Origin of the sequence: Acuticoccus yangtzensis (genome assembly GCF_001927245.1) — a bacterium.
GTDB lineage: Bacteria > Pseudomonadota > Alphaproteobacteria > Rhizobiales > Amorphaceae > Acuticoccus > Acuticoccus yangtzensis.
The window spans coordinates 122,497-147,049 of the sequence record NZ_MJUX01000001.1 but is presented as its reverse complement, the minus strand read 5'-3'; the positions used below and the strand labels follow the sequence as shown (position 1 = coordinate 147,049).

Annotated in this window: 20 protein-coding genes; 17 read left to right on the top strand and 3 right to left on the bottom strand. The window is 69.2% G+C overall.

Annotated elements, in window-relative coordinates; all coding sequences use genetic code 11:
• Positions 1-5 precede the first annotated feature (5 nt).
• The 15 genes from ccoO (at position 6) to BIX52_RS00570 (ending at position 14,868) form a co-directional block, all read left to right on the top strand.
• Entirely contained in the window at positions 6-800 is a 795-nt protein-coding gene (gene ccoO, locus BIX52_RS00640; protein WP_083659911.1) for a cytochrome-c oxidase, cbb3-type subunit II, read from the top strand.
• The gene (locus BIX52_RS00635) at positions 797-1,039 is read left to right on the top strand and encodes a cbb3-type cytochrome c oxidase subunit 3 (RefSeq protein ID WP_075219103.1); all 243 of its coding nucleotides are present in this window, start codon (positions 797-799) and stop codon (positions 1,037-1,039) included. The genes ccoO and BIX52_RS00635 overlap by 4 nt, the downstream gene beginning before the upstream one ends.
• Positions 1,036-1,920, top strand: coding sequence for a cytochrome-c oxidase, cbb3-type subunit III (gene ccoP, locus BIX52_RS00630; protein ID WP_075219102.1), 885 nt, complete (start codon positions 1,036-1,038; stop codon positions 1,918-1,920). Before BIX52_RS00635 ends, ccoP begins: the two co-directional genes overlap by 4 nt.
• Positions 1,921-2,155: 235 nt before the next feature.
• Positions 2,156-3,778 carry a cytochrome c oxidase accessory protein CcoG gene (gene ccoG / locus BIX52_RS00625; protein ID WP_083659910.1) on the top strand — a complete coding sequence of 541 codons (1,623 nt, stop codon included), beginning with the start codon at positions 2,156-2,158 and terminating at the stop codon, positions 3,776-3,778.
• A gap of 4 nt (positions 3,779-3,782) precedes the next feature.
• On the top strand, positions 3,783-4,289 hold the full coding sequence (locus tag BIX52_RS00620) for a FixH family protein (RefSeq protein ID WP_083659909.1): 507 nt from the start codon (positions 3,783-3,785) through the stop codon (positions 4,287-4,289).
• Complete coding sequence (locus BIX52_RS00615) at positions 4,286-6,484, top strand: heavy metal translocating P-type ATPase (protein ID WP_083659908.1); 2,199 nt, start codon at positions 4,286-4,288, stop codon at positions 6,482-6,484. Before BIX52_RS00620 ends, BIX52_RS00615 begins: the two co-directional genes overlap by 4 nt.
• Positions 6,485-6,625: a cbb3-type cytochrome oxidase assembly protein CcoS gene (gene ccoS / locus BIX52_RS00610; RefSeq protein ID WP_075219101.1), complete on the top strand. Its 141-nt coding sequence runs from the start codon at positions 6,485-6,487 to the stop codon at positions 6,623-6,625. It begins immediately after the preceding gene.
• Positions 6,626-6,873: 248 nt separating this feature from the next.
• A complete protein-coding gene (locus BIX52_RS00605; RefSeq protein WP_139312687.1) occupies positions 6,874-8,073 on the top strand; it encodes a tetratricopeptide repeat protein in 1,200 nt (399 codons plus the stop codon).
• Positions 8,074-8,287: 214 nt separating this feature from the next.
• Positions 8,288-9,613, top strand: coding sequence for an OpgC family protein (locus tag BIX52_RS00600; protein WP_075219100.1), 1,326 nt, complete (start codon positions 8,288-8,290; stop codon positions 9,611-9,613).
• Between the two features lie 59 nt (positions 9,614-9,672).
• Entirely contained in the window at positions 9,673-10,461 is a 789-nt protein-coding gene (gene surE / locus BIX52_RS00595; RefSeq protein ID WP_075219099.1) for a 5'/3'-nucleotidase SurE, read from the top strand.
• Between the two features lie 308 nt (positions 10,462-10,769).
• Positions 10,770-11,171 carry a DUF423 domain-containing protein gene (locus tag BIX52_RS00590; protein WP_139312686.1) on the top strand — a complete coding sequence of 134 codons (402 nt, stop codon included), beginning with the start codon at positions 10,770-10,772 and terminating at the stop codon, positions 11,169-11,171.
• A gap of 1,242 nt (positions 11,172-12,413) precedes the next feature.
• Positions 12,414-12,881: a helix-turn-helix domain-containing protein gene (locus tag BIX52_RS00585; protein WP_075219097.1), complete on the top strand. Its 468-nt coding sequence runs from the start codon at positions 12,414-12,416 to the stop codon at positions 12,879-12,881.
• Positions 12,882-12,973: 92 nt separating this feature from the next.
• The gene (fumC, locus tag BIX52_RS00580) at positions 12,974-14,362 is read left to right on the top strand and encodes a class II fumarate hydratase (RefSeq protein ID WP_075219096.1); all 1,389 of its coding nucleotides are present in this window, start codon (positions 12,974-12,976) and stop codon (positions 14,360-14,362) included.
• Between the two features lie 52 nt (positions 14,363-14,414).
• The gene (locus tag BIX52_RS00575) at positions 14,415-14,600 is read left to right on the top strand and encodes a DUF4169 family protein (protein WP_075219095.1); all 186 of its coding nucleotides are present in this window, start codon (positions 14,415-14,417) and stop codon (positions 14,598-14,600) included.
• Positions 14,560-14,868, top strand: a complete 309-nt coding sequence (locus BIX52_RS00570; protein WP_083659907.1) for a ribbon-helix-helix domain-containing protein — start codon at positions 14,560-14,562, stop codon at positions 14,866-14,868. Before BIX52_RS00575 ends, BIX52_RS00570 begins: the two co-directional genes overlap by 41 nt.
• 390 nt (positions 14,869-15,258) lie before the next feature.
• Here the strand turns inward: BIX52_RS00570 and BIX52_RS00565 are convergent, their stop codons facing one another.
• Complete coding sequence (locus tag BIX52_RS00565) at positions 15,259-19,455, bottom strand: AsmA family protein (RefSeq protein WP_170126379.1); 4,197 nt, start codon at positions 19,453-19,455, stop codon at positions 15,259-15,261.
• 108 nt (positions 19,456-19,563) lie between these two features.
• On the bottom strand, positions 19,564-20,967 hold the full coding sequence (locus BIX52_RS00560) for an FAD-binding oxidoreductase (RefSeq protein ID WP_075219092.1): 1,404 nt from the start codon (positions 20,965-20,967) through the stop codon (positions 19,564-19,566).
• 117 nt (positions 20,968-21,084) lie between these two features.
• On the opposite strand from BIX52_RS00560, the gene BIX52_RS00555 reads away from it, so the two are divergent.
• The gene (locus BIX52_RS00555) at positions 21,085-21,588 is read left to right on the top strand and encodes a thioesterase family protein (RefSeq protein WP_075219091.1); all 504 of its coding nucleotides are present in this window, start codon (positions 21,085-21,087) and stop codon (positions 21,586-21,588) included.
• Entirely contained in the window at positions 21,588-23,540 is a 1,953-nt protein-coding gene (locus BIX52_RS00550; protein ID WP_205647664.1) for a chloride channel protein, read from the top strand. Before BIX52_RS00555 ends, BIX52_RS00550 begins: the two co-directional genes overlap by 1 nt.
• A gap of 25 nt (positions 23,541-23,565) precedes the next feature.
• Here the strand turns inward: BIX52_RS00550 and BIX52_RS00545 are convergent, their stop codons facing one another.
• Entirely contained in the window at positions 23,566-24,339 is a 774-nt protein-coding gene (locus BIX52_RS00545) for an HpcH/HpaI aldolase family protein (protein WP_075219090.1), read from the bottom strand.
• Between the last annotated feature and the right edge of the window lie 214 nt (positions 24,340-24,553).

The window sequence follows — 24,553 nt, the reverse complement described above, 5'->3', positions numbered from 1 at the left end:
CGATCATGTCCGCATCCCACAGCAACACGACCCCCCCGCCGTCGCAGGACCCGCACGAGAGCGCCAAGGCGCCGGTGTTCGACCACGGCAAGATCGAGCGCAACGTCACGCTGCTCCTCGTCCTGTCGTTCATCACCGTCGCCATCGGCGGCCTCGTCGAGATCGCGCCGCTGTTCTATGTTGACAACACGATCGAGGAGGTGGACGGGGTGCGCCCCTACACCCCGCTCGAGCTCGCGGGCCGCAACGTCTACGTCCGCGAGGGCTGCTATCTGTGCCACAGCCAGATGATCCGCCCCTTCCGGGACGAGGTGGAGCGCTACGGCCACTACAGCCTCGCCGCGGAGTCGATGTACGACCACCCCTTCCAATGGGGCTCCAAGCGCACCGGGCCTGATCTCGCCCGCGTCGGCGGCCGCTATTCGGACGCCTGGCACGTCCAGCACCTCTACGAGCCGCGCGACGTGGTGCCGGAATCGATCATGCCGAGCTACTCCTTCCTGCTGGACCGGAAGGTGGACCCGAAGCTGATCGCCGCCGACCTTTCGGCCAACCGAGCGGTGGGCGTCCCCTATAGCGACGAGATGATCGAGAACGCGGCCGCCGACATGATGGCCCAGGCGGCGATGAACGACGATCCGTCCGGCCTCGAGGAGCGCTACGAGAACGCCCTCAACATCCGCGATTTCGACGGCAATCCGCGGGTGCTGTCGGAGATGGATGCGCTCATCGCCTACCTCCAGGTGCTGGGCACGATGGTCGACCTGTCCGAGTTCGAGCCGGCGGCGGAGGGGCGATGACCTACGAAGCCTTTCGTCATTTCGCCGACACGTGGGGGCTCGCTCTCCTCGTCATCGTGTTCCTGATGATGCTCCTCTTCGTGTTCCGTCGCGGCAGCGCCGAGCGCTATCGCCAAGCGGCCCGGATCCCGATGGAAGCACCCGAGAGCCCCGCTGAAAGCGACAAGACATCCCATCCGTTGAAGACGGCGGGGGCGGGCGCGTCCCGAAACCCGGCCGATCGCGAGGACAGACCATGACGCCGAAGGACGGCAAGCCGGTCGATGAAGTCACCGGCGTTCAAACCACGGGGCATAGCTGGGACGGCATCGAGGAGCTGAACAACCCGCTCCCGCGCTGGTGGCTTTATCTCATGTACGCGACCATCGTCTTCGCGGTGGTCTACTGGGTTCTCTACCCGTCGTGGCCGCTGCTGTCCTCCGGCACGAAGGGTGTGCTCGGCTGGTCGAGCCGCGGCGAGGTGGCGGCGGAGATCGCCACCATCAACGAGAGCCGCGCGGTGCTGGATACCCAGATCGCCGCCGCGTCGTTCGAGGAGATCGCCGCCGATCCGCAGCTCGCCGACTATGCGCAGCGCTCGGGGGCCTCGTCCTTCAAACTCGTGTGCGTGCAGTGTCACGGCTCTGGCGCGCAGGGCAATCAGGAACTCGGCTACCCCAATCTCAACGACGATGATTGGCTCTGGGGCGGCACCGTGGACGAGATCTTCTTCACGATCAGCCACGGCGTGCGCAACGAAGACGACATCGACGCGCGTTTCTCGATGATGCCGGCCTTCGGGGCGGACGGCATCCTGTCGGCGGGCGAGATCCGCGACGTTGCCCATTATGTCCGCAGCCTCTCCGGGCTGGACCATGACGCGGCGGCGGCGGAGGCCGGCACCGAGGTCTACCAGACCCAGTGCGCCGCTTGCCATGGCGAGGACGGCGGCGGCATGATCGAGGTCGGCGCGCCCGCCCTCAACGATGCCATCTGGCTCTACGGCTCGGAGCTCGACCAGATCGCGGCGCAGATCACCCGGCCCCGCATGGGCGTGATGCCGCCGTGGGCCGAGTATTATGACGAGGCCACGCGCAAGAAGCTGGCCATCTACGTCCACAATCTGGGCGGCGGCCAGTAGGGCGGCGCGTGATCGACGACGACGGGCCCGCGTGCGGGGCCCGTCTGCTTCGGGGCGGGCGGCGGCTGCAGCGGCCTCCCACCGGGTCTGTCACGGCGACCGCGGCATGGACGCGACCGCGGAATATGGCGGGACAGGTTCGGCGCAGCCCCGCGGTCATGATTGATCGAGGTCAAGACATGCCCCGGGCTGGAGGCGTAGGCCGGCGGTTCTCCAGTTTTCAGGAGTTTCTGAAATGACTGTGACTCTTGTTGGCCGCCCCGATCTCGGACAGCGCCCTGCCGCCGGCGCGACGTTCGCCGGCTCACTCTCTCCCTCCGTGGCCGAGCCGGTCCCCGGTGCGCCCACCAACCCGGCCGGCGTGCGCCAGTACGACGACACGGCCGTCAACAAGGGCAAGAAGCCGAAGCTCTACAAGGGCCGGGAGCCGATCTACCCGCGCCGGGTGAACGGTCAATTCCGCCGCTGGAAATGGATCATCATGATCCTGTGCCTGGCTGTCTACTACATCACGCCCTGGATTCGCTTCGACCGCGGCCCCTATGCGCCGGACCAGGCGGTTCTGGTCGATCTGGCCGGCCGCCGTTTCTTCTTCTTCTGGATCGAGATCTGGCCGCAGGAATTCTTCTACGTCGCGGGCCTGCTCATCATGGCCGGCATCGGCCTCTTCCTGGTGACCTCCGCCGTCGGCCGCGCCTGGTGCGGCTATGCCTGCCCGCAAACCGTGTGGACGGACCTCTTCATCTGGATCGAGCGGCTGGTGATCGGCGACCGCAACGCCCGCATGAAGCTCGACAAGGAGCCCTTTTCGGGCCGAAAGCTGCGCCTGAAGGCCAGCGTGCACGGCATCTGGCTCCTCATCGCTGTGGCCACCGGCGGGGCGTGGATCTTCTATTTCGCCGATGCGCCGACGCTTCTCGGCCAATTCGTGCGCGGTCAGGCGCCGTTGACGGCCTATGTCACCGTCGCCGTCCTCACCTTCACCACCTACACGCTGGGCGGGCTGATGCGCGAGCAGGTCTGCACCTACATGTGCCCCTGGCCGCGCATCCAGGCGGCGATGATGGACGAGCATTCCCTCACCGTCACCTACAACGATTGGCGCGGCGAGCCCCGCTCGCGCCACGCCAAGCGCGCCGCCGCGGAAGGCCGGGTCGTCGGCGACTGCATCGACTGCAACGCCTGCGTGGCGGTGTGCCCCACGGGGATCGACATCCGCGACGGCCAGCAGCTCCCTTGCATCACCTGCGCCCTGTGCATCGACGCGTGCGACGAGGTGATGGCGAAGATCGGCAAGCCCAAGGGCCTCATCTCCTACACCACGCTCGCCGACTATGCGGCCAACACCAAGCGCGCCGCGGAGGAGGGCGTCGAGGCGGCCAAGGCGCGCCAGGTGCTGCCCGGCTGGCGCGAGGTGATGCGCCCGCGCGTCTTCCTCTACTTCGGCTTGTGGAGCGCCATCGGCCTCGGCATGGTCTTCGCCGTGCTGTCGCGCGACCGGCTGGACCTGTCCGTCGCGCACGACCGCAATCCCCGCTTCGTCCAGCTTTCGGACGGGTCGGTGCGCAACGGCTACACGGTCAAGATCATGAACATGGAGCCGACGCCGCGCGAATTCGACTTCGGCCTCGAGGGACTTCCCGGCGGCCTCATGTGGAGCCCCGGCATCGTCGACGAGCCGGCGCGCCGCTTCGCCGTCCCCGTCGGCCCCGACCAGGTGCGCGAGTTCCGCGTCTTCGTGAAGGCCGACCCGCGCGACCTGACCGACGACACCGCCGCCTTCACCTTCCGCACCTTCGAGATGGGGGGGCGCGAAAATTCCACGTCCTCCGCCGTCTTCGATTCACCGGAGCGTTGATCCCGTGACCCTTTCCGCCACCCCCCGCAAGGCCGCCCGCGAGTTCACCGGGCGGCACATGCTCCTCATCATGGTCGCCTTCTTCGGCGTGGTGATCACGGTGAACATCACCATGGCGGTCTACGCCAACCGCACCTTCAACGGCCTCGTCGCCAAAAACGGCTACGTGGCGTCCATCGACTATGCCGCGCAGGGTCGCGCCCGCGACCAGGCCGCAGCGCTCGGCTGGCACATCGCCATCGCCGACCGCGCCGGCCACGTAGGCATCGACCTGACGGGCGAGAACGGTGCGCCGCTGGTGGCCGTGGTCAGCGCCACGATCGAGCCGCTGCTCGGCGGCGACCCGCAGCCGATCGGCTTCACCGCCGTCGGCGCAGGGCGCTACCGCTCGGTGGAGGCGCTGCCCGAAGGCTCATGGGTGGTCCGCGCCACCATCGCGCGAGACGGGGAGAGCGTCGGCTGGCGCCACGTGATCGACCGGCATCCGCGGGCGGTGCAGGACCGCTCATGAGCTGCTGTGCCGATCCGCGCGCGGGCTTCAGCGGGCAGTTCGGCACGCTGCCCGACGCCATCCGCGCCGCGATCACGCCGGAGGGGACAGGCGGGCGCCTCGTCCTCCACGTGCCGGACATCCACTGCGCCGCCTGCATCGCCAACATCGAGCGCGCGCTGGCGCCGTGCTGCCCCGATGCGCGGGTGAACCTCACGCGCAAGACCGTCACCCTCGGCTGGGACGCGCCGACCTTCGACCCGTCGGACGCCGTCACCATCCTGCGCAATCTCGGCTACACGCCGCAGCCCCTCGCCACCGCGAGCGACGTGCGCGACCGGCACGGGGCGGAGCTGATGCGTGCCGTCGCCGTCTCCGGCTTCGCGGCGATGAACGTGATGCTCCTCTCCGTCTCGGTCTGGTCCGGGGCGGACGGCACCACGCGCGAGCTCTTCCACTGGTTCTCGGCGCTGATCGCGCTGCCCGCGCTCGCCTACGCGGCGCGGCCCTTCTTCCGGTCCGCCGCCGGCTCGCTCGCTCACGGTCGCCTCAACATGGACGTGCCGATCTCCCTCGCCATCCTGCTCGCCGCCGGGCAGTCCCTTGTGGCCACCGTCGCAGGGGAGGGCGTCACCTATTTCGATGCGGCGATCACGCTCACCTTCTTCCTCCTCGTCGGCCGCCTGCTCGACCATCTGACGCGTGAGAAGGCGCGCGCCTCAGTCGGCCGCCTCGCCGCCATGCGCCCGCCCTTCGCCCATGTGGTGGGTACCGCGGGCACGGCGCCGGTGGCGGTGGAGGACGTGCGGCCCGGCGCGCTGATCGAGATCGCCGCCGGAGAGCGCGTGCCCCTCGACGCGCGGCTGGCGGCGGGAGAAGCCGCTTTCGACACCGCGCTGGCGACCGGCGAATCCCATCCCGAGACCGTCACCGCGGGGGGCGAGATCATGGCCGGCGCGCTCGCCGTCACCGGGCCGCACCGGCTCACCGTCCTGCGCCCGTCCGCCGACTCCTACGTCTCGCGTCTCGCTGCGCTGCAGGCGGCGGCGGAGAACGTGCGCTCGCGTCACGCCCGCATCGCCGACCGCGCCGCCTCGGTCTATGCGCCGGTCGTGCACCTGTTGGCGCTCGGCACCTTCTTGGGGTGGATGGTCGCGGGCTTCGGCGCCGGTGCGGCGCTCACCACCGCCATCGCCGTTCTCGTGATCACCTGCCCGTGCGCGCTCGGCCTCGCGGTGCCTGCCGTCCATGTCGCGGCGTGCGAGCGGCTCTTTCGCCAGGGCCTCGCCATCAAGGACGGCGCCGCGCTGGAGCGGCTGGAGCGGATCGACGAAGTGGTGTTCGACAAGACCGGCACCCTGACGGTCCCGAGCCTTACCGATCCCGCCGCCATCGCCCCCGCCGACCTGGCCGCTGCCGCCGCCTTGGCGCGCCACTCCACCCACCCCGTCTCGCGCGCCATCGTCGCCGCGGCGGAGGCGGCTGGCCTTGCGCGCGTCATCGCCGCGGATGTGCGCGAACTGCGCGGGCGCGGCATGGAAGGGGTGATCGACGGGCGGCGCGTCTTCCTCGGCCAAGGCGGTCCGGACTGGGCGGAGGACGCGGCGCCCGCGGGCGGACGGCTGGTCTTCCTGCGCGAGGGGGCGGCGCCGCTTCCCATCGCCGTCACCGAGGAATTGCGCGCCGGCGCCGCCGACCTTGTCGCCCGGCTGAAGGCGCGCGGCCTTCCCGTCACCATCCTCTCCGGCGACCGGGCGGAGGCGGTGGCGAGCGTCGCCGCAGCGCTGGGCGTAGCCGACTGGCACGCCCGCCTGTCGCCCTCCGGCAAAGTTGCTCATCTGGCGGCACGCCAACGGGCCGGTGCGCGGCCCTTGATGGTCGGGGACGGTCTCAACGACGGTCCCGCGCTCGCCGCCGCCGCGGCCTCCATCGCCCCCGCCGACGCCTCGGATCTGTCGCAGACCGCCGCCGATCTCGTGATGACCGGACCGTCGCTCGCCGGGGTCTGGGCGGCGCTCGCCACCGCGCGCGGGGCACACCGCATCGTGATGCAGAATCTCGGCATCGCGGCGGTGTACAACTGCATTGCCGTGCCGATCGCGGTCCTGGGCCTCGCCTCACCCCTTGTGGCGGCGATCGCGATGTCCTCGTCGTCCATCGTCGTGACCCTCAACGCCTTGCGGGTCATGCGCGGAAGCACAAGTGGGATTGCCTAAATGTCAGTGCTGGTCTATCTGATTCCCGTGGCGTTAGGCCTCGGTGGCCTCGGCCTCGTTGCCTTCATCTGGTCGGTTCGGTCCGACCAATATTCGGACATGGAAGGCGCTGCGCGGCGCATCCTCAATGACCCGGACTGAGGTCGGTCACACACCGATCAATCAACAGTGAGAGGTGTTGAGGCGAATGACCGGCACGGCGTTCGTACATGTGATCGACAACGGGTCGCCACATGATGGCCCGATTCTGCGAGGTCAGCATGGTCGAACACTCGGCAGCTCCGGTCCCGCCTTCGTTGGCGGATCATCCGGCCGCATGGATCACCCTCACAACCCGAATCCTTCAACACTCCGCCGTCGCGCCTGAAGCGCTGGCGCAAGGCTTGGCCGTGGCGCCGCATTCGCCCGCCATGGCGGCCGCCAGCGGCCTCATGCTCATGCTGTCCGGTCGACGCGAGGCGATGACGGAGGCCGCCGCCACCTTGCGCGCCGCCGAGCGGGCCCTCGGCCTCGCCGCGTCGCCCAGCGACCACGACGCGGCCTTCGTTCGCGTCCTCGCCCTGTGGCGCGGCGGGCGGCCGTCCGCCGCGGCGGCCGTCTGCGATGCCATTCTGGAGCGCTGGCCGGCTGACGCCATGGCCTTGAAAATCGGCCAAGCCATCCGCTTCATCGCCGGCGACACGGCGGGGATGTTGCGCTCGGCCGCCGCCGCCGCCCCCGGCTTCGCCGACGATCATCCGCACGCCGGATATGTTCACGGCTGCCACGCCTTCGCGCTGGAGGAGACGCTCCATTTCGACGAGGCGGTGACGGCCGGCCAATCCGCCCTCCGGCTCGCCGCCGACGATGCGTGGGGGCTGCACGCGCTGGCGCACGTTCACGAGATGACCGGCACGCCGCACGAGGGGCGCGCGCTGATCGCCGCACACCCCGGCGCCTATGCCGGGTGCAGCACCTTCCGCCATCACGTGGACTGGCACGCCGCGCTGTTCGAGATGGAGCTCGGCGACCTCGACGCCGCGCTCGCCCTCTACGACACCGCCGTGCGCGCCGAGCCGACGGACGATTATCGCGACATCGCCAACGCGGTGTCACTGCTGGCGCGGCTCGAGGGGGAGGGCGTCGACGTGGGGGGCCGCTGGGAGGAGCTGGCGGACCTGTCCGAAAAGCGCGCGGCCGACGCCTGCCTCACCTTCGCCGACCTTCACTACCTGATGGCGCTTCTCGCGGCAGGGCGCGACGCGGCGGCCGATGCGATGGTGGACCGGCTCGCGGCCAAGAGCGACGGCACGGAGACGGGCGACGTTGCCCACCAGGTCGGCAGCCCCGCGGCGGCTGGACTGGCCGCCTTCCGCCGCGGCCGCTTCGGTGCCGCGGTGGAGGCGCTCACCATGGCGCAGGCCGGCCTTTCGACGATCGGCGGCAGCCACGCCCAGCGCGACGTCTTCGTTCGCATCACGATCGACGCCGCGATGAAGGCGGGCCACATGCGCCTGGCGCGGCGGCTGATCCGCGAGCGGGGGACGACGCGCGGGATGGACAGTTTCGCCATCACCCGCCTCGCCAAGTGTTCCGGTGTCACAGCCTGACGAATCTGTCTTGTCGCCGCCGTCATATGGTCTGACGTTCAGGTTTGGATGCTAAGGGAGGGTCGGGCGCGCCGGCCGGCGGTCAGCCCGATCTATGCAAGCCAACCACGAACGAGTGGGTCCGTGCGAACGGCCTTCGCCCGGCGCTTCTCTTCGTGCGTCGAAAAAACTGGAGCGCTGCCATGAACAGGGTTCGCCCGCCCGGTCGGGGATCGTGAGCACGGAGAAGCGGGCGCGTCGCCCGCGCGACCTGAGGCTCGACGTGTTTCGCGGCCTAGCAATGTTCATCATCTTCATTGCCCACACGCCGCACAATCCGTGGAATCTCTGGATCCCGGCCGCATTCGGTCCCTCGGATGCGACGGAACTGTTCGTCTTCTGCTCCGGCATGGCCTCGGCGCTGGCCTTCGGGTCGCTGTTCCGCGACCGCTCCTTCCTGCTCGGCACCGCGCGCACGGCCTACCGGGTGTGGCAAGTCTATTGGGCGCACGTGGCGCTGTTCATCGTCACCGTCTCGGTCATCGCCGTCTTCGACCAATGGAACGGCGGCATCTTCTACTCCGAACGCCTCTACACACGGCCCTTCTTCGACGACACGGGCGCGCATCTCTTGGCGTTCATGACACTGCGCTACGTTCCGAATTACTTCGACATCCTGCCGATGTACATGGTGATCCTGGTGATGATGCCGGGGGTGATGGCGCTGTCGCGGCTCGGGCGCGGGGCGGTGTTCGCCGCCGTCGGCGCGGTGTGGCTGGCGGCGCAGTTCGGCCTGTTGGCCTTCAGCGCGGAGATCCGCGAGGGCGTCGACCGCGAATGGTATTTCAACCCGTTCGGCTGGCAGCTCATCTTCTTCATCGGCTTCAGCTTCGTCATGGGCTGGTTGAAGCCGCCGCCGCGCAGCTACGGGCTGACGGTCGTGGCGCTCCTCGTCCTGGCGCTCGGGGTGGTGACCTCCTCGCGCTATGGCTGGGACAATTTCGCCTGGGTCGCCCCCTTCCGCGAGGCGGTGCCGTGGCTGTTCTGGAAGACAGACCTCGGCATCTTCCGCGTCGTCCACTTCCTCGCCTTCGCCTATGTGGCGTGGATGCTGGCCGGTGAGGGCGGGCGGCGCCTGTCGCTGGACGGTGTGGCCGGGCGCGTGATCGGCGTCATCCGCAAGGTCGGGCAGCAGTCGCTGGCGGTGTTCGTCTCGGGGATGGTGCTGTCGCAGATCATGGGCTGGGCGCTGGACCATTCGGCCGAGCGCGGACCTGCGGCGCTGGCGGCGGCCAACCTGTCGGGCATCGTGATCCTCATCGCGATCGCCTACATCGTCGGCTGGTTCAAGTCCGAGCCGTGGCGGCGCGAGCCGGTGCCTCATCCCTCGCAGGCGAAGGGCGCCAAGGCCGCGGCGCCGGCCGAACTGCGCGCAGACATGCGCGTTGCCGTTCCGCGCGGTGGCGAGGCGCGGGCGGGGAAGGCGGCCGCGCCCACGGCGCCGGGCGCGCCTGGCGCGGGGGGGCCGATCGCGGGAGGTGCGGCGCGCGAGCCGGTCTGAGCGCGCTTGCCCGGCCCGTCCCAACGGGTTAGGGCGCCTTCGCAAGAGCGAGGACGGCGATGCGAATCCTGATTACCAACGACGATGGTGCGCGCGCACCGGGGATCAAGCTTCTGGAGGAGATCGCGCGCTCCTTTACCGACGACGTGTGGGTGGTGGCGCCCGAGTTCGACCAGTCGGGCGTCAGCCACGCGATCAGCCTGCACGAGCCGCTGCGCGTCCACCACGAGGGCGAGAAGCGCTACTTCGTGCGGGGCACCCCGGCCGACTGCGTCATCCTCGGCGTCGAGCACCTGATGGACTCCAGGCCCGATCTCGTCCTCTCCGGCGTCAATCGCGGCGGCAACATGGCCGATTCGATCGCCTATTCGGGCACCGTCGGGGCGGCGATGACGGCGCTCACCTTGGGCGTCCCGGCGATCGCGCTCAGCCAGTATTTCCAGGGTGTCGAGGTGAAGTGGGACTGCGCGCGGGCCTACGCCAAGCCGATGATCGAGCAGCTCCTGAACATCTCGTGGCCGTCCAAGGTGGTGCCGAACGTCAACTTCCCGCACCGCGATCCCGGAACGATCGAGGGCGTGAAGCTGTGCCATCCGGGCCACGGCTTCATCGAGGGGGTGAACGTGGTCGAGCGGGTCGACGTGCGAGGCCTGTCCTACCACTGGCTGCAGTTCCGCCGCTCGGCGGAGGAGGTCGTCGACCCCGATTGCGACATCAGCCTTCTGCGGGACGGCTACATCACCGTGACGCCACTGCGCCCGGACCGTCGCACCGAGTGGGATTGGGCCGCGATGCGCGCCGACTTCGGCGAGCTTCTCAACGTCGCGCCTCTGCCCGATCTCTCCTGACCTGCGATGCGCGCGCCTGCCTCCTTCGCGGGCAGTCGCGCGCACCACTCTTCAGCCGGCGCGGCGCTCCCTCGGCGGATCCCCGATGCGCACCGTTGCGCGGCGCCGATTCGCCCGTGAGGTGATTCGCCCCGCCTGCGCCCCACCTGCGCCACGCCGCGGCCGTTCCGGCTGGCGCCCGCGACGAACGCGATCGGCCCACAAATCCGCAGTCTTCGCGCAGTTGGCGCTGGCGTTCAGACAAAAAAATCGGACACCATGCACGGTTCTTGCTACGCGGGGACAGGCGGTCCGGCTCATCAGCGGGATTGAGATCGGCTGAACTGAGAGACAAGAGGAAACTGATGCGGGTTGTTGTTGTTGGCGCGCTTTACGGCGCTTTGGGTGTGGGTCTGGGTGCGATCGGGGCACACGCTCTCGACGCCAATTTCGTGCCGCAGAACAAAGAAACGTTCGACACCGCGGTGTTTTATTTGATCCTCCATGCGGTGGCGATGGTGGCCATCGGCGGGCTGAAGGGTCATGTGATCCCGGCGCTGTTGGGGGCCGCCTCCTGGGCGTTCGGCCTCGGCGTGCTCCTGTTCTCGGGCTCGCTGTTCACGATGGTGCTCGGCGGACCGGCCGAAGCCGCTTATGTGACGCCGGTGGGCGGTATTCTCCTGCTGCTCGGCTGGTTGATCACGGCGGTGGCTGCGGCGCGCCGGATCTGATCTCCGGCCGGCTTTGGCGCGGCGCCGGTGCGGCGGGGGCCGGCGCGACGGCGCGGCGGGGCATGTCCGCCGCCTCCGCCGCTTCGAGGCGTATCCCCCGCGTCGCGGGTGCGTTTCGCAGCGGGCCGGCGGCGTCTGGTGTCCGGACCGGCCGCGCCTGGTGTCCGGGCTGGCCGGCTCGCAGCGGGTGAGGGGGCGACTTCGCCGTCCCCATGCGCGCGATCGCGCCGGACACGCGCAGCGACCGCGGTGGCGCAGAGTGCGCGCCGCCTGTGGGACCATATCGCGTGAGGTTCTAGCGCGCCGCTCGTCCAAGCGCCCTGAGGTTGAACGTTAAATTGCACAGATGCGAAATTGCGGACAGCGCGAAGCGTCCGTCGGGCGTGTCTGTGAAGAGGAGATTGGGAGATCACTGGTGCCGCAGGGGAGGATTGAACTCCCGACCTCACCCTTCTTACCACTTCGGCTTTCGCCGCCGCACCGTGTGGTGCGTTTGTGGTCTGGACTATCCCTTCACCCTTTCCCTTGGGGAGGAGGGTGCCGCCCGTCTAGTCTCTACACCGTTCCGTCAGACCCTTGGGGCTTTCGGACTTGGCTCGGGATCGGCATTTCAGCTTTCCCCGAATTTGAGCGGTTTTCATCCCGCGGTTTCCCGCGGGAGAGGCAATGTCGTTACCAAGGGTGCGCTCTACCACTGAGCTACTGCGGCAACGCGGTGGGATCTAGCACCTCATTCCGGCGCCGTCTACCCCGCAATCGATATGCGATGAACTGTCCCCAAATGCTCTAAAAGGCAAACCTGCGATTGCACGGAATTGTTTCCGAGGATATGAATGCCATCCCAGGAATGGAATGCACGCGTCGGGCTTCGTCACCTGTCTGACAGGTTTCGATGTATTTCGGATCCAAAATATGGTGAAGGGCTGCCACTTTCGAGTGCCCCGGCCCTCTCTAGAGACGTTCCAAAAGAGGAACTTATCGCCACAGAAGGTCAGCTGCATATCCTTTGATCAGAAACCTTGTTTATAAACAGGATATCCAGTGTCTTTGTGTACAGACTAATCATTCTTGGGTTGTCCTGCGCACACGTATCCGGTAGTTGCACATCAGCTAACTTGTTGTGGATGTTGCCTTTGGAGTCCGACACCCGCAACAGATGACCCCCCCGCCTGCACAATGGCGCACTCTGATTCAACGCAGAATGGCGGGGCGGAGTTTAGATCGGTCGAGAAGGACGTGGAAATGTCAGCAGCAGTCAGCGAGTCTGGTCAAGTGAGCGAGGCGCGACCAGAGACGGTACCCAACCAGCGCTCGGCCAACTCGGTTGACGGTCACGTCGGCTCGCGCGTCCGCCTCCGGCGCCTCGAACTCGGCCTCAGCCAGGAAAAGCTCGCCGAACAGCTCGGCATCACCTTCCAGCAGGTCCAGAAGTACGAGCGCGGCACCAACCGCATCGGCGCATCCCGGCTGCACCAGATCGCCATCGTCCTCCAGGCCCCGATCACCTACTTCTTCGAAGGCGCCACCGACGCATCGATCGCCCGCGTGAACGATGCGACCCCGCTCAGCCAGGCCCTCAGCGATCCCGCGACCGTCCGCCTGGTCCGCGCCTTCGCCACCATCTCCGATCCGCAGCTGAAGCAAAAGGCCGTCGGCATCATCGAAGCGATCGCCGAAACTCCCGCGCTCAAGACCGGCTCCGACGGCTGACATCGCAAGGCGCCGACACGGCCTTACAAAGAGGCCGTTGGACGCCCCGCGAAAAGTTGCTAACTGACGCGGGCACGTGAAGAGGCCCGCCGATGACCACCCGCACTGAAACGGATTCGTTTGGTCCGCTCGAAGTCCCGAGCGAGCGCTATTATGGCGCCCAGACCGCCCGCAGCCTGATCAACTTCAAGATCGGCGAGCAGAAGATGCCGGCCCCGATGGTCCGCGCCCTCGGCGTCATCAAGAAGGCCGCCGCGCTCGCCAACAAGGAGCTCGGCAACCTCGATCCCAAGATCGCCGACGCGATCGCCGCCGCCGCCGACGAGGTGATCGACGGCAAGAGGGGCGAGGACTTCCCCCTCGTCGTCTACCAGACCGGCTCCGGCACCCAGTCCAACATGAACGCCAACGAAGTCATCTCCAACCTCGCGATCGAGCGTCTGGGCGGTGTCGTCGGCTCCAAGGACCCGGTCCACCCCAACGACCATGTGAACCGCTCCCAGTCGTCCAACGACACCTTCCCGACCGCGATGCACATCGCCGCCGCCGAAGAGATCGAGAAGACGCTGCTGCCCGCGCTGAATCACCTTCGCGATGCGCTGGACGCCAAGGGCAAGTCCTTCGCCGGCATCATCAAGATCGGCCGCACCCACACCCAGGACGCCACCCCGCTCACCCTCGAGCAGGAATTCTCCGGCTACGTCGCCCAGCTCGACTTCGCGATGGCGAAGGTGAAGGAGGCGCTTCCGGGCCTTCTGGAGCTCGCCCAGGGCGGCACGGCCGTCGGCACCGGGCTCAACGCCAAGCCGGGATTTGCCGAGAAGGTGGCCGAGGAGATCGCCAAGATCACCGGCATGCCCTTCGTCACGGCGCCGAACAAGTTCGCCGCGCTCGCCGGCAACGACGCCTATGTCCACGCCCACGGCGCGCTGAACACCGTCGCCACGGCGATGTTCAAGATCGCCAACGACATCCGCTTCCTCGGCTCCGGCCCGCGCTCCGGCCTCGGCGAGCTGTCGCTGCCGGAGAACGAGCCCGGCTCGTCGATCATGCCCGGCAAGGTCAACCCGACCCAGTGCGAGGCCGTCACGATGCTGGCCTGCCGCGTCTTCGGCAACCAGACCACGGTGACTGTCGCCGGCAGCCAGGGCCACTTCGAGCTCAACGTCTACAAGCCCGTCATGGCCGACGCCTTCCTGCAGTCGGTCCGCCTGCTCGCCGACGGGGCGATCTCCTTCACCGACAACTGCGTCGTCGGCATCAAGGCCAACGAAGACCAGATCAAGGCGCTGATGGAGCGTTCGCTGATGCTGGTCACCGCGCTGGCGCCCGAGATCGGCTACGACAACGCCACCACCATCGCCAAGACCGCCCACAAGAAGGGCACCACCTTGCGCGAGGAGGCGGTTGGCGGCGGCTACGTCACCGAGGAGACCTTCGACAAGGTGGTCCGTCCCGAGCTGATGATCGGGCCGAAGTGAGACGGCGGACGGCGAGCTTCAGCGCAGCCGCTCCGGCTTCGGGCCCGGCGGCATGAGCGACGACGTCGTCAACCTGCGGCGGGAACGCAAGCGGCGTCAGCGCGACGCCGCGAAGACCGCCGCCGCCGAGAACCGGGTGCAGTTCGGCCGCACCCGAAGCGAGCGCGACGAAACCCAGAAGGCGAAGGACCGCGACGATGCCCGGCACGAAGCGCACAAGCGCGACCGGACTTCATAAGCGCTCGGTGACGCTGCACGGCCATGCCACCAGCGTCGCCCTGGAACCGGCTTTCTGGGACGCCCTGCAGCTGTGGGCGCATGACGAGGGCCGGTCCCTCGCGGCGCTGATCGCCTCGATCGACCGCGGCCGCGAGGAGGGTTCGCTCGCCTCCGCGCTGCGCCTCGCCGTGCTGGCCTACGCCTTTTCGCGAGACCCTGACGCTCCCGGCCTGGATGAGACGGGGGAGGGCGGCGCCTCGCCTCCCCGCAGCACCCGCCCGCGTTGAGGCGTCCCCGCCGCACCGGCGCCGCCGCTTTTGCGTCACCGGGCCGCATCCGCGGATTCGCCTCGGGCGTCGCTCGCGCCGCACCTCCAATGATCACATTCCTGGTCCTTCGCGTCGTTCCCGGAAGCGCGATTGATGGCCGGGCCTCAAGGGCGGGCCGCCAATGAGGCTCAATAAGAGAAAATTCGGCCCGTCTGGCCTGGCGGAACACGCTGGCCGAGCCTGTCACAGCGCCCCAACCGACCGCCGTGGCCCAGCCTTTCGCAGTGATTCGGAGACCGCATGTGATGGCGACGTAGCGCAGCGGCCCGGGCACGGGGGCGGACAAGGGGTGCGCGGCGGCCCCGCGCTGAGTGCGGTGTCGCGGAAATTCGCCCGTGGAAGCCACGCTTAACGAGCGGCGGCGTTCCCTTCCATGCGGAAATGACCGGTCCGCCCCTCGTAGGTGGCGTCGCCGGGTAGATCGGCGTTGTCCGCGCCGATCGCGGCACCCGTGCCGTCGTGGTCACCCGCGGCAGCCGCGGCGCCGGGCGAGCCGGCGGATGCGGACCGCGTGCGGATGTGGACGCGCAACGTCTCCTGAAGCGCGTCGGCGATCGGCTGGCGGGCGGCCCTGCGCGACTCGTAGTCGGTCAAGTCGTTGTCCAGCCGCTTCATCTGGCGAAGATAATCGCCCAGCGCATCCGGACGGTCCGCGCTCGCCGCGTTCGGTAAGCGCGATGGAGCAGGGCGCGTCCCTTCCCGCGCGGCAGCGGACGACGGCGGCAGCAGCTCGCTGTAGATTGCCGGGATCGGCGCGGCCCTCTCGGGTCCAGGCTCCACCCCGGCCCCGGCGGTGGCGGTGGCGGACACTGAGACGTCCGGCTTTGCCGCGCCGGATGCCGTCATCCCCGCCGCCGCGGGGTGGGGCGTGAGGGCGGCGTGGTCGTCGGCGGCATCGCGACGGGGGAGGCGGCCCGTTGGCGCCTCGCTGCGGTCGGAGCGCGTCTCCCTGCCGGCGCCGGGTGATGTGGCGCCTTCGGCGGGCGGGTCCGCCGGGGGGCTTCCCCGGTCCGCGGGTGTTTCGCCGGAGCCAGGGGCCGCGGCGCCGTCCGCACCCAGACCCAACCGGCCCAAGGCGTCCGACGTCGGCGCGCCCGCCGCATCCGCCTCCCGCGCCAGCGCCTCGTTGTCGCTCTCCACCGCCTCCACCTGCCGCTCGATGCTGCGCAGCGCCGCCCACGACGTCAGCCGCGAGACGTCCACAGACCGCTCAGGCGCCGAGATCGCGCCATCGAACGACACGCCGATCGGCACCGCGGGCTGACCCGACACCACGGTGCGCAGCGACAACCCGGCGCGCAGCCGCCACGCGCCGAGATCCGCGCGCACATCCTCCACCGTCCAATCCAGCGCCGGCTCCGTGGTGACGCGGGACAGCCGCAGCGCCCCGTTTTCGATCGTGACATCGCCGGCGAGACGGTCGAACCGCGTCGCCTCGCCCGTCAGATGGGCGAGGAAATCGGCGCGCACCGCCGCATCGTCCGGCGCATCGCCCGAGGCGTCGTCCCAGTCGAAAGGCGCTGTGTTGAAGGCGGCGAGGCGGCCGTCCGTCAGTGTCAGACTCCCCGCGCCGGAGAGGCCGGTGACGAGATCGGCCACGGTATAGCCTTCGCTGGACACGCGCGCGCCGAAGGACAGGGTGCCGGACGCGACGGGCGCCCCGTCCGCGCGCCACACCAGCGGGGCAAGCCGCGCGCCGTCGAGCGCGATCTCTCCGTCCAGCGCAGCAGCGGCGCCGTCGCGGGTGATGTCGAGCCCGCCCTCCAGCCTGCCGCCGGCATAACGCGCCGAAAGGCCGCTCAGCGCCAGCCGGCCGGGTCCGAGGTCGAGGCTGAAGCGCGCGTCTTCGAGCCGCCGGTCGCCCGCCATCAACGTCCCCGCGCGCACCTCCAGGCTGAGGGGGACGGGCGAGCCGTCCACCCGCGCGAACGTCGTGCTCGGCCAAGCCTCGCCGCTCGGCGCGGGGGTGAAGGCTTCGGGGCCGAGGACGAGCGCGGCCAGATCCTCGAGATTGGCCGAAGTCACCTTGAGGTCGCCGGCCGCACCGTCCGCACCCACCTGCAGCGAGCCGGACACCGGAACCCCGTCGACGATCCCGTCGAGGCCGGACACGGACAGTCCGCCCGCCTCGGCGCTGGCGATGTCGGCCACGAGCGAAAGCCCGGCCACCACGGGAAGACGCACGCCGAGCAGCGTCTCCCACGCCGAAAGTGAGCGCGCGTCCGCACTCAGCCGCCCGGTGAGCCCGAATGCGCCATCGTGGCGGACCGTCCCCTCGTAACGCACCGTGCTGCCGAAACCGGAGGCGGTGAGGGCGGCGGATGCGCCCTCGTTCAAGGTGCCGCTTGCGGTGAGGGAGAGGCGCCCGGGCTCGTCGGTCGGGGGAGCGCCGAGACCGAATTGGCGCGCCAGGATCGCCCCGTCCGCGTTGGTGAGCTCCACCGCGATGGACAAGGGCTCGGCCGCCCACGCGCCATGCGACGGCGTTCCCGCCGCCGTCAGCGCAACGGCCGTGCCGTTGGCGCTGCCGTTCAGGGCGACCGTGAGATCCGCCGCATCCGGCGCCGTGTCGCCGACGATGCGAAAGGTGAAGTCCCCCGGCGACAGCGCCGGGGCGAGGGACGCGAAGCGGCGCGCCGACGCGCTCAGCGGTAGGAGCTGTCGCACGCTGGCGGCCAGCGCATCACCGTCCAGCACCTTCAGCGTGCCGTTGATGGAGCCGACCGGCTCGCCCGCAAGATCGCCGAGCTGGCCGACCGCGAATAGCGACACCCCGCCGAGCTTTTCGGCCTGGATCGCGTCGATGTTCAACGTTCCGTCCGCGTAGCTGGCATCGACGTTGAGGCTCGCCCCCTCGACATTGCCGACAAGGATGCGGTCGATGCTGAGATCGAGCGTGACATCCGTTCCGTCCGACGGCAGAAGCCCGCGCGGCAGGATGGCGGCGGCATCGATCACGTCGTCCACGTCCACCAGCGGGGCGCCGAGCGATATCGCAACCTCGCGCCGCCCATCCCGCATGCCGCTTTGCCAACGCCCCGTGGCCCGGCTGTCACCGATCCGCAGTGACAGCCGCCGCGCGTCGAACCCCTCGCGGCCGATATCGATGTCGGCTTCCATCAGGACCGGGTCCACCACGGCGCCCGCGAACGCCTCGCCCGACCACCAGTGGGCGAAGATGGACGGCTGCGAGGCCGATATCTTCAGCGATCCGGCATAACCCGCGCCGGTGAACCGTCCGCTGGTCTCCACGCTGGTGTCGCCCGGCAGCAAGGCTTCGGCGCGGTCCAGCATCAGCCCCGTCGCGCCGGTGGACAGGCGAACGGACACATCCCGCGACACCGCGCCCCCGGCGATCAGCGTGCCGATGTCGATGTCGGCGGTGATCGGCACGTCCGGCAGGGGCAACCCGCCCAGCCCGCCGAGGGCGGGGGCGATGCGGGCGGCGAGGCGCGGCAGCATTTCGGACGGAACGCCGACAGACGCGGCGGCGACCGCGGGCGTTCCGCCTGCCGCATCGCCGGACGAGACACTGCCCCCGCCACTGGCCGCGTCGCCGAGAGGCGCATTGCTCCCCGCCGCGTTGCCGTCCGGGCCGGGGCGCAGCGCGCGGGCGACGCGGTCGAGGTCGATCTGCCGTGCCTCGAACGTAAGCGCCAGCGGGTCGGACCGGGTCAGCGCGTAGATGGCGCGGCCGGTCAACTGCAGCGGTGTCTCGCCCGCGCCGTAGGTCAGCGTGGCGCGGCCGAGGCGCAGCGCCTCCGTGTCGAGCGCCATGTCACCGTTGATGGACCAGGGTGTCGCGGTCTCGCTGGAAATTTCGAACCGGCCGGCAAGGCCGGGCGCGGCGGGCTGCGGCGACAAAGCACCGTCGAAGGCGAACGACACCGGCAGTCCCTCCGGCATCAGCCGGGCCGACAGGGGCAACGTTCCGTCCGCCAGCGCGCCGGTACCCAGTGTGAAGGCGACGTTGCGTCCGGCCGACACGATCTCGCCCGCCACGGTGAACGGGCCGCGCAGCGAGCGCGCGCTGCCGTTCAGCGAAATGTGCTCCAGGCGGCGCTCGACGCCGGTTCGCTCGTCCGCCACCACCAGCGTGGCATCGGACAGGGTCACGGTGTCGATCGCGACGTTCGCCGTGTCGACATAGCTCGCGATCATGCGCCGCGCGGTGAGGTCCGGCAGCTCCATCCGCCCCTGCGGGGTGATGCGGGCGTAAAGGGTCGGTGCCTCCACCGTCAGCTCCTTCACGCGGATCTCGCGCTTCAGAAGGGGGGTCAGCTCCATCCTCATCTCGACCGCGGCGGCGACCATCAACGGTCGCTCGGCCGGGCCGACGGTGACGTTCTCCACCCGCAGCCGCGGTCGCGGCAACAGGACGAGGTCGGCATCGCCGGTGAAGGCGACGTCGGTCCCGATCGCGCGCTCGGCATTGCGCTCGATCGCCACGCGGTAGGCCGCCCAGTCGACGAAATGGGGACCCACGGTCGCGGTGGCGAGCGCCAGGACGATGGCGACGCCGATGCTGATAATGAACCAATTCACGCAGTTCACCTCATCGCAGAAGGGCGCGGCCCGCGGCGGGGCCGGACCCGTAGTCTAGCATCAGCCGGGCCCGCCGCCGACTGGGGGGGGCCGCGGCGATGCGGCGCCTCAGGCGAAGATCTTGCCCGGATTGAACAGGTTGTCCGGGTCGATGGCGGTCTTGATGGCACGCATCACGTCCACGGTTCCGCCGACCTCCTTGCGCAGATAGGGCATCTTTCCCTGGCCGATACCGTGCTCGCCGGTGCACGTGCCTTCCATCGCAATCGCCCGCTCGGAAAGGCGCGACAGGAAGGTGGCCGCCCGCCCGCGCTCGTCCATGTCCTCGGGGTCCATCAAAATGAGGACGTGGAAGTTGCCGTCCCCCACGTGGCCGACCATGGGGCCGATGAGGTCGAGGCTCTCCAGATCGGCCCGCGTTTCGGCGACGCATTCGGCGAGGCGCGAGATGGGCACGCACACGTCGGTCGAGAAGACGATGCATCCGGGGCGCAGGCCGAGCGCGGCGAAATAGGCGTCGTGCCGCGCCTGCCACAGCTTGGTGCGCTCCTCGGCGCGGGTGGAGAAGGAGAAGGGACCGCCGCCCAAATCCTCCGCGATCCCCGCCACCATCTCCGAATCGGCCGCCACGCTCGCCTCCGAACCGTGGAATTCCAGGAACAGCGTCGGCGTCTCGGCGAGCGTCAGGCCGGAATAGGCGTTCACCGCCTTCATCTGCATCGCGTCGAGCAGTTCGATGCGCGCCACCGGAACGCCGGACTGGATCGTCGCGATCGTCGCCTGGCACGCCGCATCGACCGAGGGGAAGGGGCAGACCGCGGCCGAGATCGCCTCCGGAATGCCGGCGAGCTTCAGCGTGATCTTGGTGATGATGCCGAGCGTTCCCTCCGAGCCGATGAGGAGGCGGGTGATGTCGTAGCCGGCCGACGACTTCTTCGCGCGGCTCGCCGTGGTGATGACCGAGCCGTCAGGCATCACCGCTTCCAGGCTGATCACGTTGTCGCGCATCGTCCCATAGCGCACGGCGTTGGTGCCGGAGGCGCGCGTGGCGCACATGCCGCCGAGCGTCGCGTTGGCGCCGGGGTCGATGGGGAAGAAGAGGCCGCGGTCACGCAGCTCCTCGTTGAGGCGCTTTCTGGTGATGCCGGGCTCGATGGTGCAGGTGAGGTCTTCCTCGCGCACCTCGAGAACGCGGTCCATGCGGCTGAAATCGATGCAGATGCCGCCGCTGGGCGCATTCACATGGCCCTCCAGCGATGTGCCGACGCCGAACGGGATCACCGGCACCTTGTGGGTGCGGCACACCTCCACCACCGCGGACACGTCCTCGGTGCTCGTGGCGAAGACGACGGCATCGGGCGGCTCGTTGGTCAGCCAGGTGGTGGTGTGTCCGTGCTGCTCGCGCATGGCACGGCCGGTCTCGCAGCGATCACCGAAACGTTGTTTAAGGACAGAGACGGCAAGCTCGATTCCGGAGTCGTTGCGCGCCAGGCGTGTAAAGGCCACGGCCATGGGAGGGTCCCGTTGTTGTGGTTTTTCCGGCACAGTAGCAAAAGCCCGACCCACCACAAGGGAGCCTAAGCCGCGCGTCATGTCTGAAGCCGAGCGTCATGTTTGAAATTGCGTGTCATGTCTGAGCCGAACAGGCCGCCTTTCGGGCCGGATGGGCTCATCTGGTCCGAGCCCTACGATATCGAGCTCGGGTGGGTCGACTATAACGGCCACCTCAACATGGCCTACTATCATGTGATGTTCGATCGCACCGTCGACATCGCCTTCGACCTCATGGGCCTCGGCCGGGACTACCGCGCGCAGCATCATGCCTCGATCTTCAACGTCGAGACTCATGTGGTCTACCGCCGCGAGGTCGCAGCGCACGACAAGGTGCGCGTCTCGTTCCACCTCGTCGGGCGGGATGCCAAGCGCCTGCACGCCTTCCAGACCATGGTGCGGATGGAGGACGACCAGTTGGCGGCGACCTCCGAATCGCTGTTCGTCCACGTCGACATGGACTCGCGCCAGGTGTCGCCGCTTCCGGCGGCGGGGGCCGCGGCCGCGGATGGGCTGATCGCCCGCCAGGCGGAGGTGGGCATGCCCGACATGGCCGGGCGCCGCATCGCCCCGCTCGGCTGATGGCACAGGCGGGTGACGGGCCGGAGGCGGCCGGGCAGAAGCGGGCGAACACTGCGGCCGCGCAAGAGGCCAAGGCCAAGCGCAAGGCCGCGCGGCAGATGGCCGCCGACGACGCCAAGGACAGCGCCGACGCTCAGCGCGAGGAGCTGGCCGGGCTCGTCGCCACCAAAGGCGAGGCCGAGACGGGAGCCGCAGGCACGGCGGCCGGCGCAGGCGCGGGCAAGGGGGAGGGCGACGAGGCCAGCCCGGCCGACGCGCCAGCGGAAGCCAAAGGGGAGGCGCAAGCCGGGCGCGACACGCGCGAGTGGGCCGGACGGCTCGCCCGCAAGTTCGCGGAAGGACGCGCCTGGTCCGAGGCGCAGCGGCTGCGCTCGATCGAGAATTTCAAGGCCTTCCTCGCCACCCGCCAGCCGGGCCTCTGGCTCATTGCCCTCGCGATCGGCCTTGCGATCGGCGCGGCGGCGGTGGTCTTCCGCCTCGGCATCGGCTGGGTGCAGTGGCTGTGGCTGGGCGAGGCCGGCGAATATATCATCGACAACGTGCGCGCCGCACCCTGGTGGCTGGTGGTGCTGGCGCCCGTCACAGGCGGCTTCGTGGTCGGCCTCCTCAACCAGTTCGTGCTGTCCGGCCGCCGGGCCGGGGCAGTGTCCGACGTCATCGAGGCTTCGGCCCAGGGCGGGCGCGGCCTCGGTCTGTGGAACGGGCTGTGGTCCTCGATCTCCACCGTCATCTCGCTGGGGGCGGGGGCCAGCGCCGGGCGCGAGGGACCGGTGATCCACCTCGGCGCCACCCTCGCCACGGCGATGACGCGCGCCTTCTCCTATCCGGCCCCGGCGGCGCGCATCATCCTCGCCTGCGGTGTGGCGAGCGCCATCTCCGCGTCCTTCAACGCGCCCATCGCCGGGGTGCTCTTCGCCCACGAGGTGATCCTGCGCCACTATGCGGTGTCGGCGTTCGTGCCCATCGTCATCGCCTCGGTCGCCGGAACGCTCGCCAGCCGCCTCGTCATCGGCGACGTGGCGGCGTTCGAGATTCCCGCCTATGCGATCGGCTCCTATTGGGAGATGCCCGCCTTCGCCCTTCTCGGCCTCACGGCGGCGGTGGTCGCGATCACCTTCCAGTTCGCCCTGGTGATGTTCGATCAGACCGCCCGCGCCATCATCATGCCGGCGTGGACGCGGCCGGTGATCGGCGGCCTCGCCATGGGGCTGCTCGGCCTGTGGCTGCCCGAGGTGATCGGCGTCGGCTACGAGGCGACGGACATCGCCCTCCACGGCGGCTTCGCGCTGCAGACGATGATCCTCCTCACGGTGGTGAAGATCTTCGCCACGTCGCTGGTGCTCGCCTGCCGGTTCGGCGGCGGCATCTTCTCACCCTCCCTCTATCTCGGCGCGATGGTGGGGGGATCGTTCGGCATGATCGCCGCCTCGCAGTTCCCGGACCTCGCGTCGGACCACGGCCTCTACGCCATTCTGGGCATGGGCGCAGTGGCGGCGGCGCTCCTCGGCGCGCCGATCTCCACCACCGTCATCGTCTTCGAGCTTACAGGCGGCTACGCGCTCTCCATCGCGCTCCTGCTGGCGGTGTCGATCGCGACGGGGCTGCACCTTGCCATCCACGGCCGGTCCTTCTTCCTGCACCAGCTCGAAACGCGCGGCGTGGTGCTGTCGGACGGGCCGCACCGCTTCTTCCTCAAGACGGTGACGGTGACCACCTTCATGACCGCCCTGGAGGAGCCGGCGAGCCTGACCGATCGCGGCGACCCGCGCTCGGTGCGCGAGTTCGACACGCTGGAGACGGTGCTGCGCGTCTTCAACGAGACCGGCGCCGACGCGCTCGCGGTGGTCAGCAGCCGCGATGCCGACCGCGTGGTGGGCACGGTGACCCATGTGCAGGCTCTGCGTGCCTATAACCGCCGCCTGGTTGAGACCAGCGTGGAGGAACACCGCTGAGGCGGTGCTCCCTGCGCGGATCCGGTCAGCCGACGAGGCTGCGCCACTCCGTGACGCTGGCGTTGGCGCTGGCGGCGAGCAGGCGGATATCGCCCGACACGGTCGTCATGTCGAAGCCCCAGCCGATGCCCTTGGCGGCATAGCTCGCCGTGCCGCAATGGAGCGCGGCGCGTTTGCCCTCCGCCTTGGCCGCGGCCAGGATGCGCTTGATCACCGCGATCATCTCCTCCTCCTGCCGGTCGAAACCGGGGGCGAGGCGGCCTTTGGTGACCCCTAAGGTGAGGTCGGCGGGGCCGATATAGAGCCCGTCCAGCCCCGGCGTCGCGGCGATCGCCTCGACATTCTCAACCGCCTCGGCGGTCTCGATCATCGCGAAGGCGAGGATGTCCTCGTTGGCGCTGGCATAATAGCCGGGGCCGGCGCCGATGGAGACGCGGGTGGGGCCGAAGGAGCGCGTGCCGTGCGGCGGATAGCGCACCGCCGACACCAGCGCCTCGGCCTCGGCGCGGCTGTTCACCATGGGGCAGATGATGCCGTAGGCGCCCGCGTCGAGCGCTTTCATGATGATGCCGGGCTCGTTCCAGGGGACGCGCACCATCGGCGTCACGTCGTAGCCCTTCAGGGCCTGGAGCATGGGCAGCGCGGCCGAATAGTCGAGCGCGCCGTGCTGTATGTCGATGGTGACGCTGTCATAGCCCTGGGCGGCCATCACTTCGGCCGCCACGCTGTTGCCGATCGAGCACCAGCCGTTGATCGTGCCTCGGCCGTCCGCCCAGAGTGTCTTCAGTTTATTGGTCATGGGTCCCTTTGGGGTCCGCCTTCATTACCCCGAAGGTCGCAGATGGAACGGCGCCTGTCGACGCCGCTCCACAGCCCCATAAGGCGAGACGATGGTCGACCCGCCCGGCGACAGCCGAAGGCCAAGAACCCCGCCCGGATCAGACCGCAGGCCGCGGGCCGGCTCTCCTCCCGTAAGGCGACACCAGCACCTCGGCCAAAAGCTCTTCTCGGAT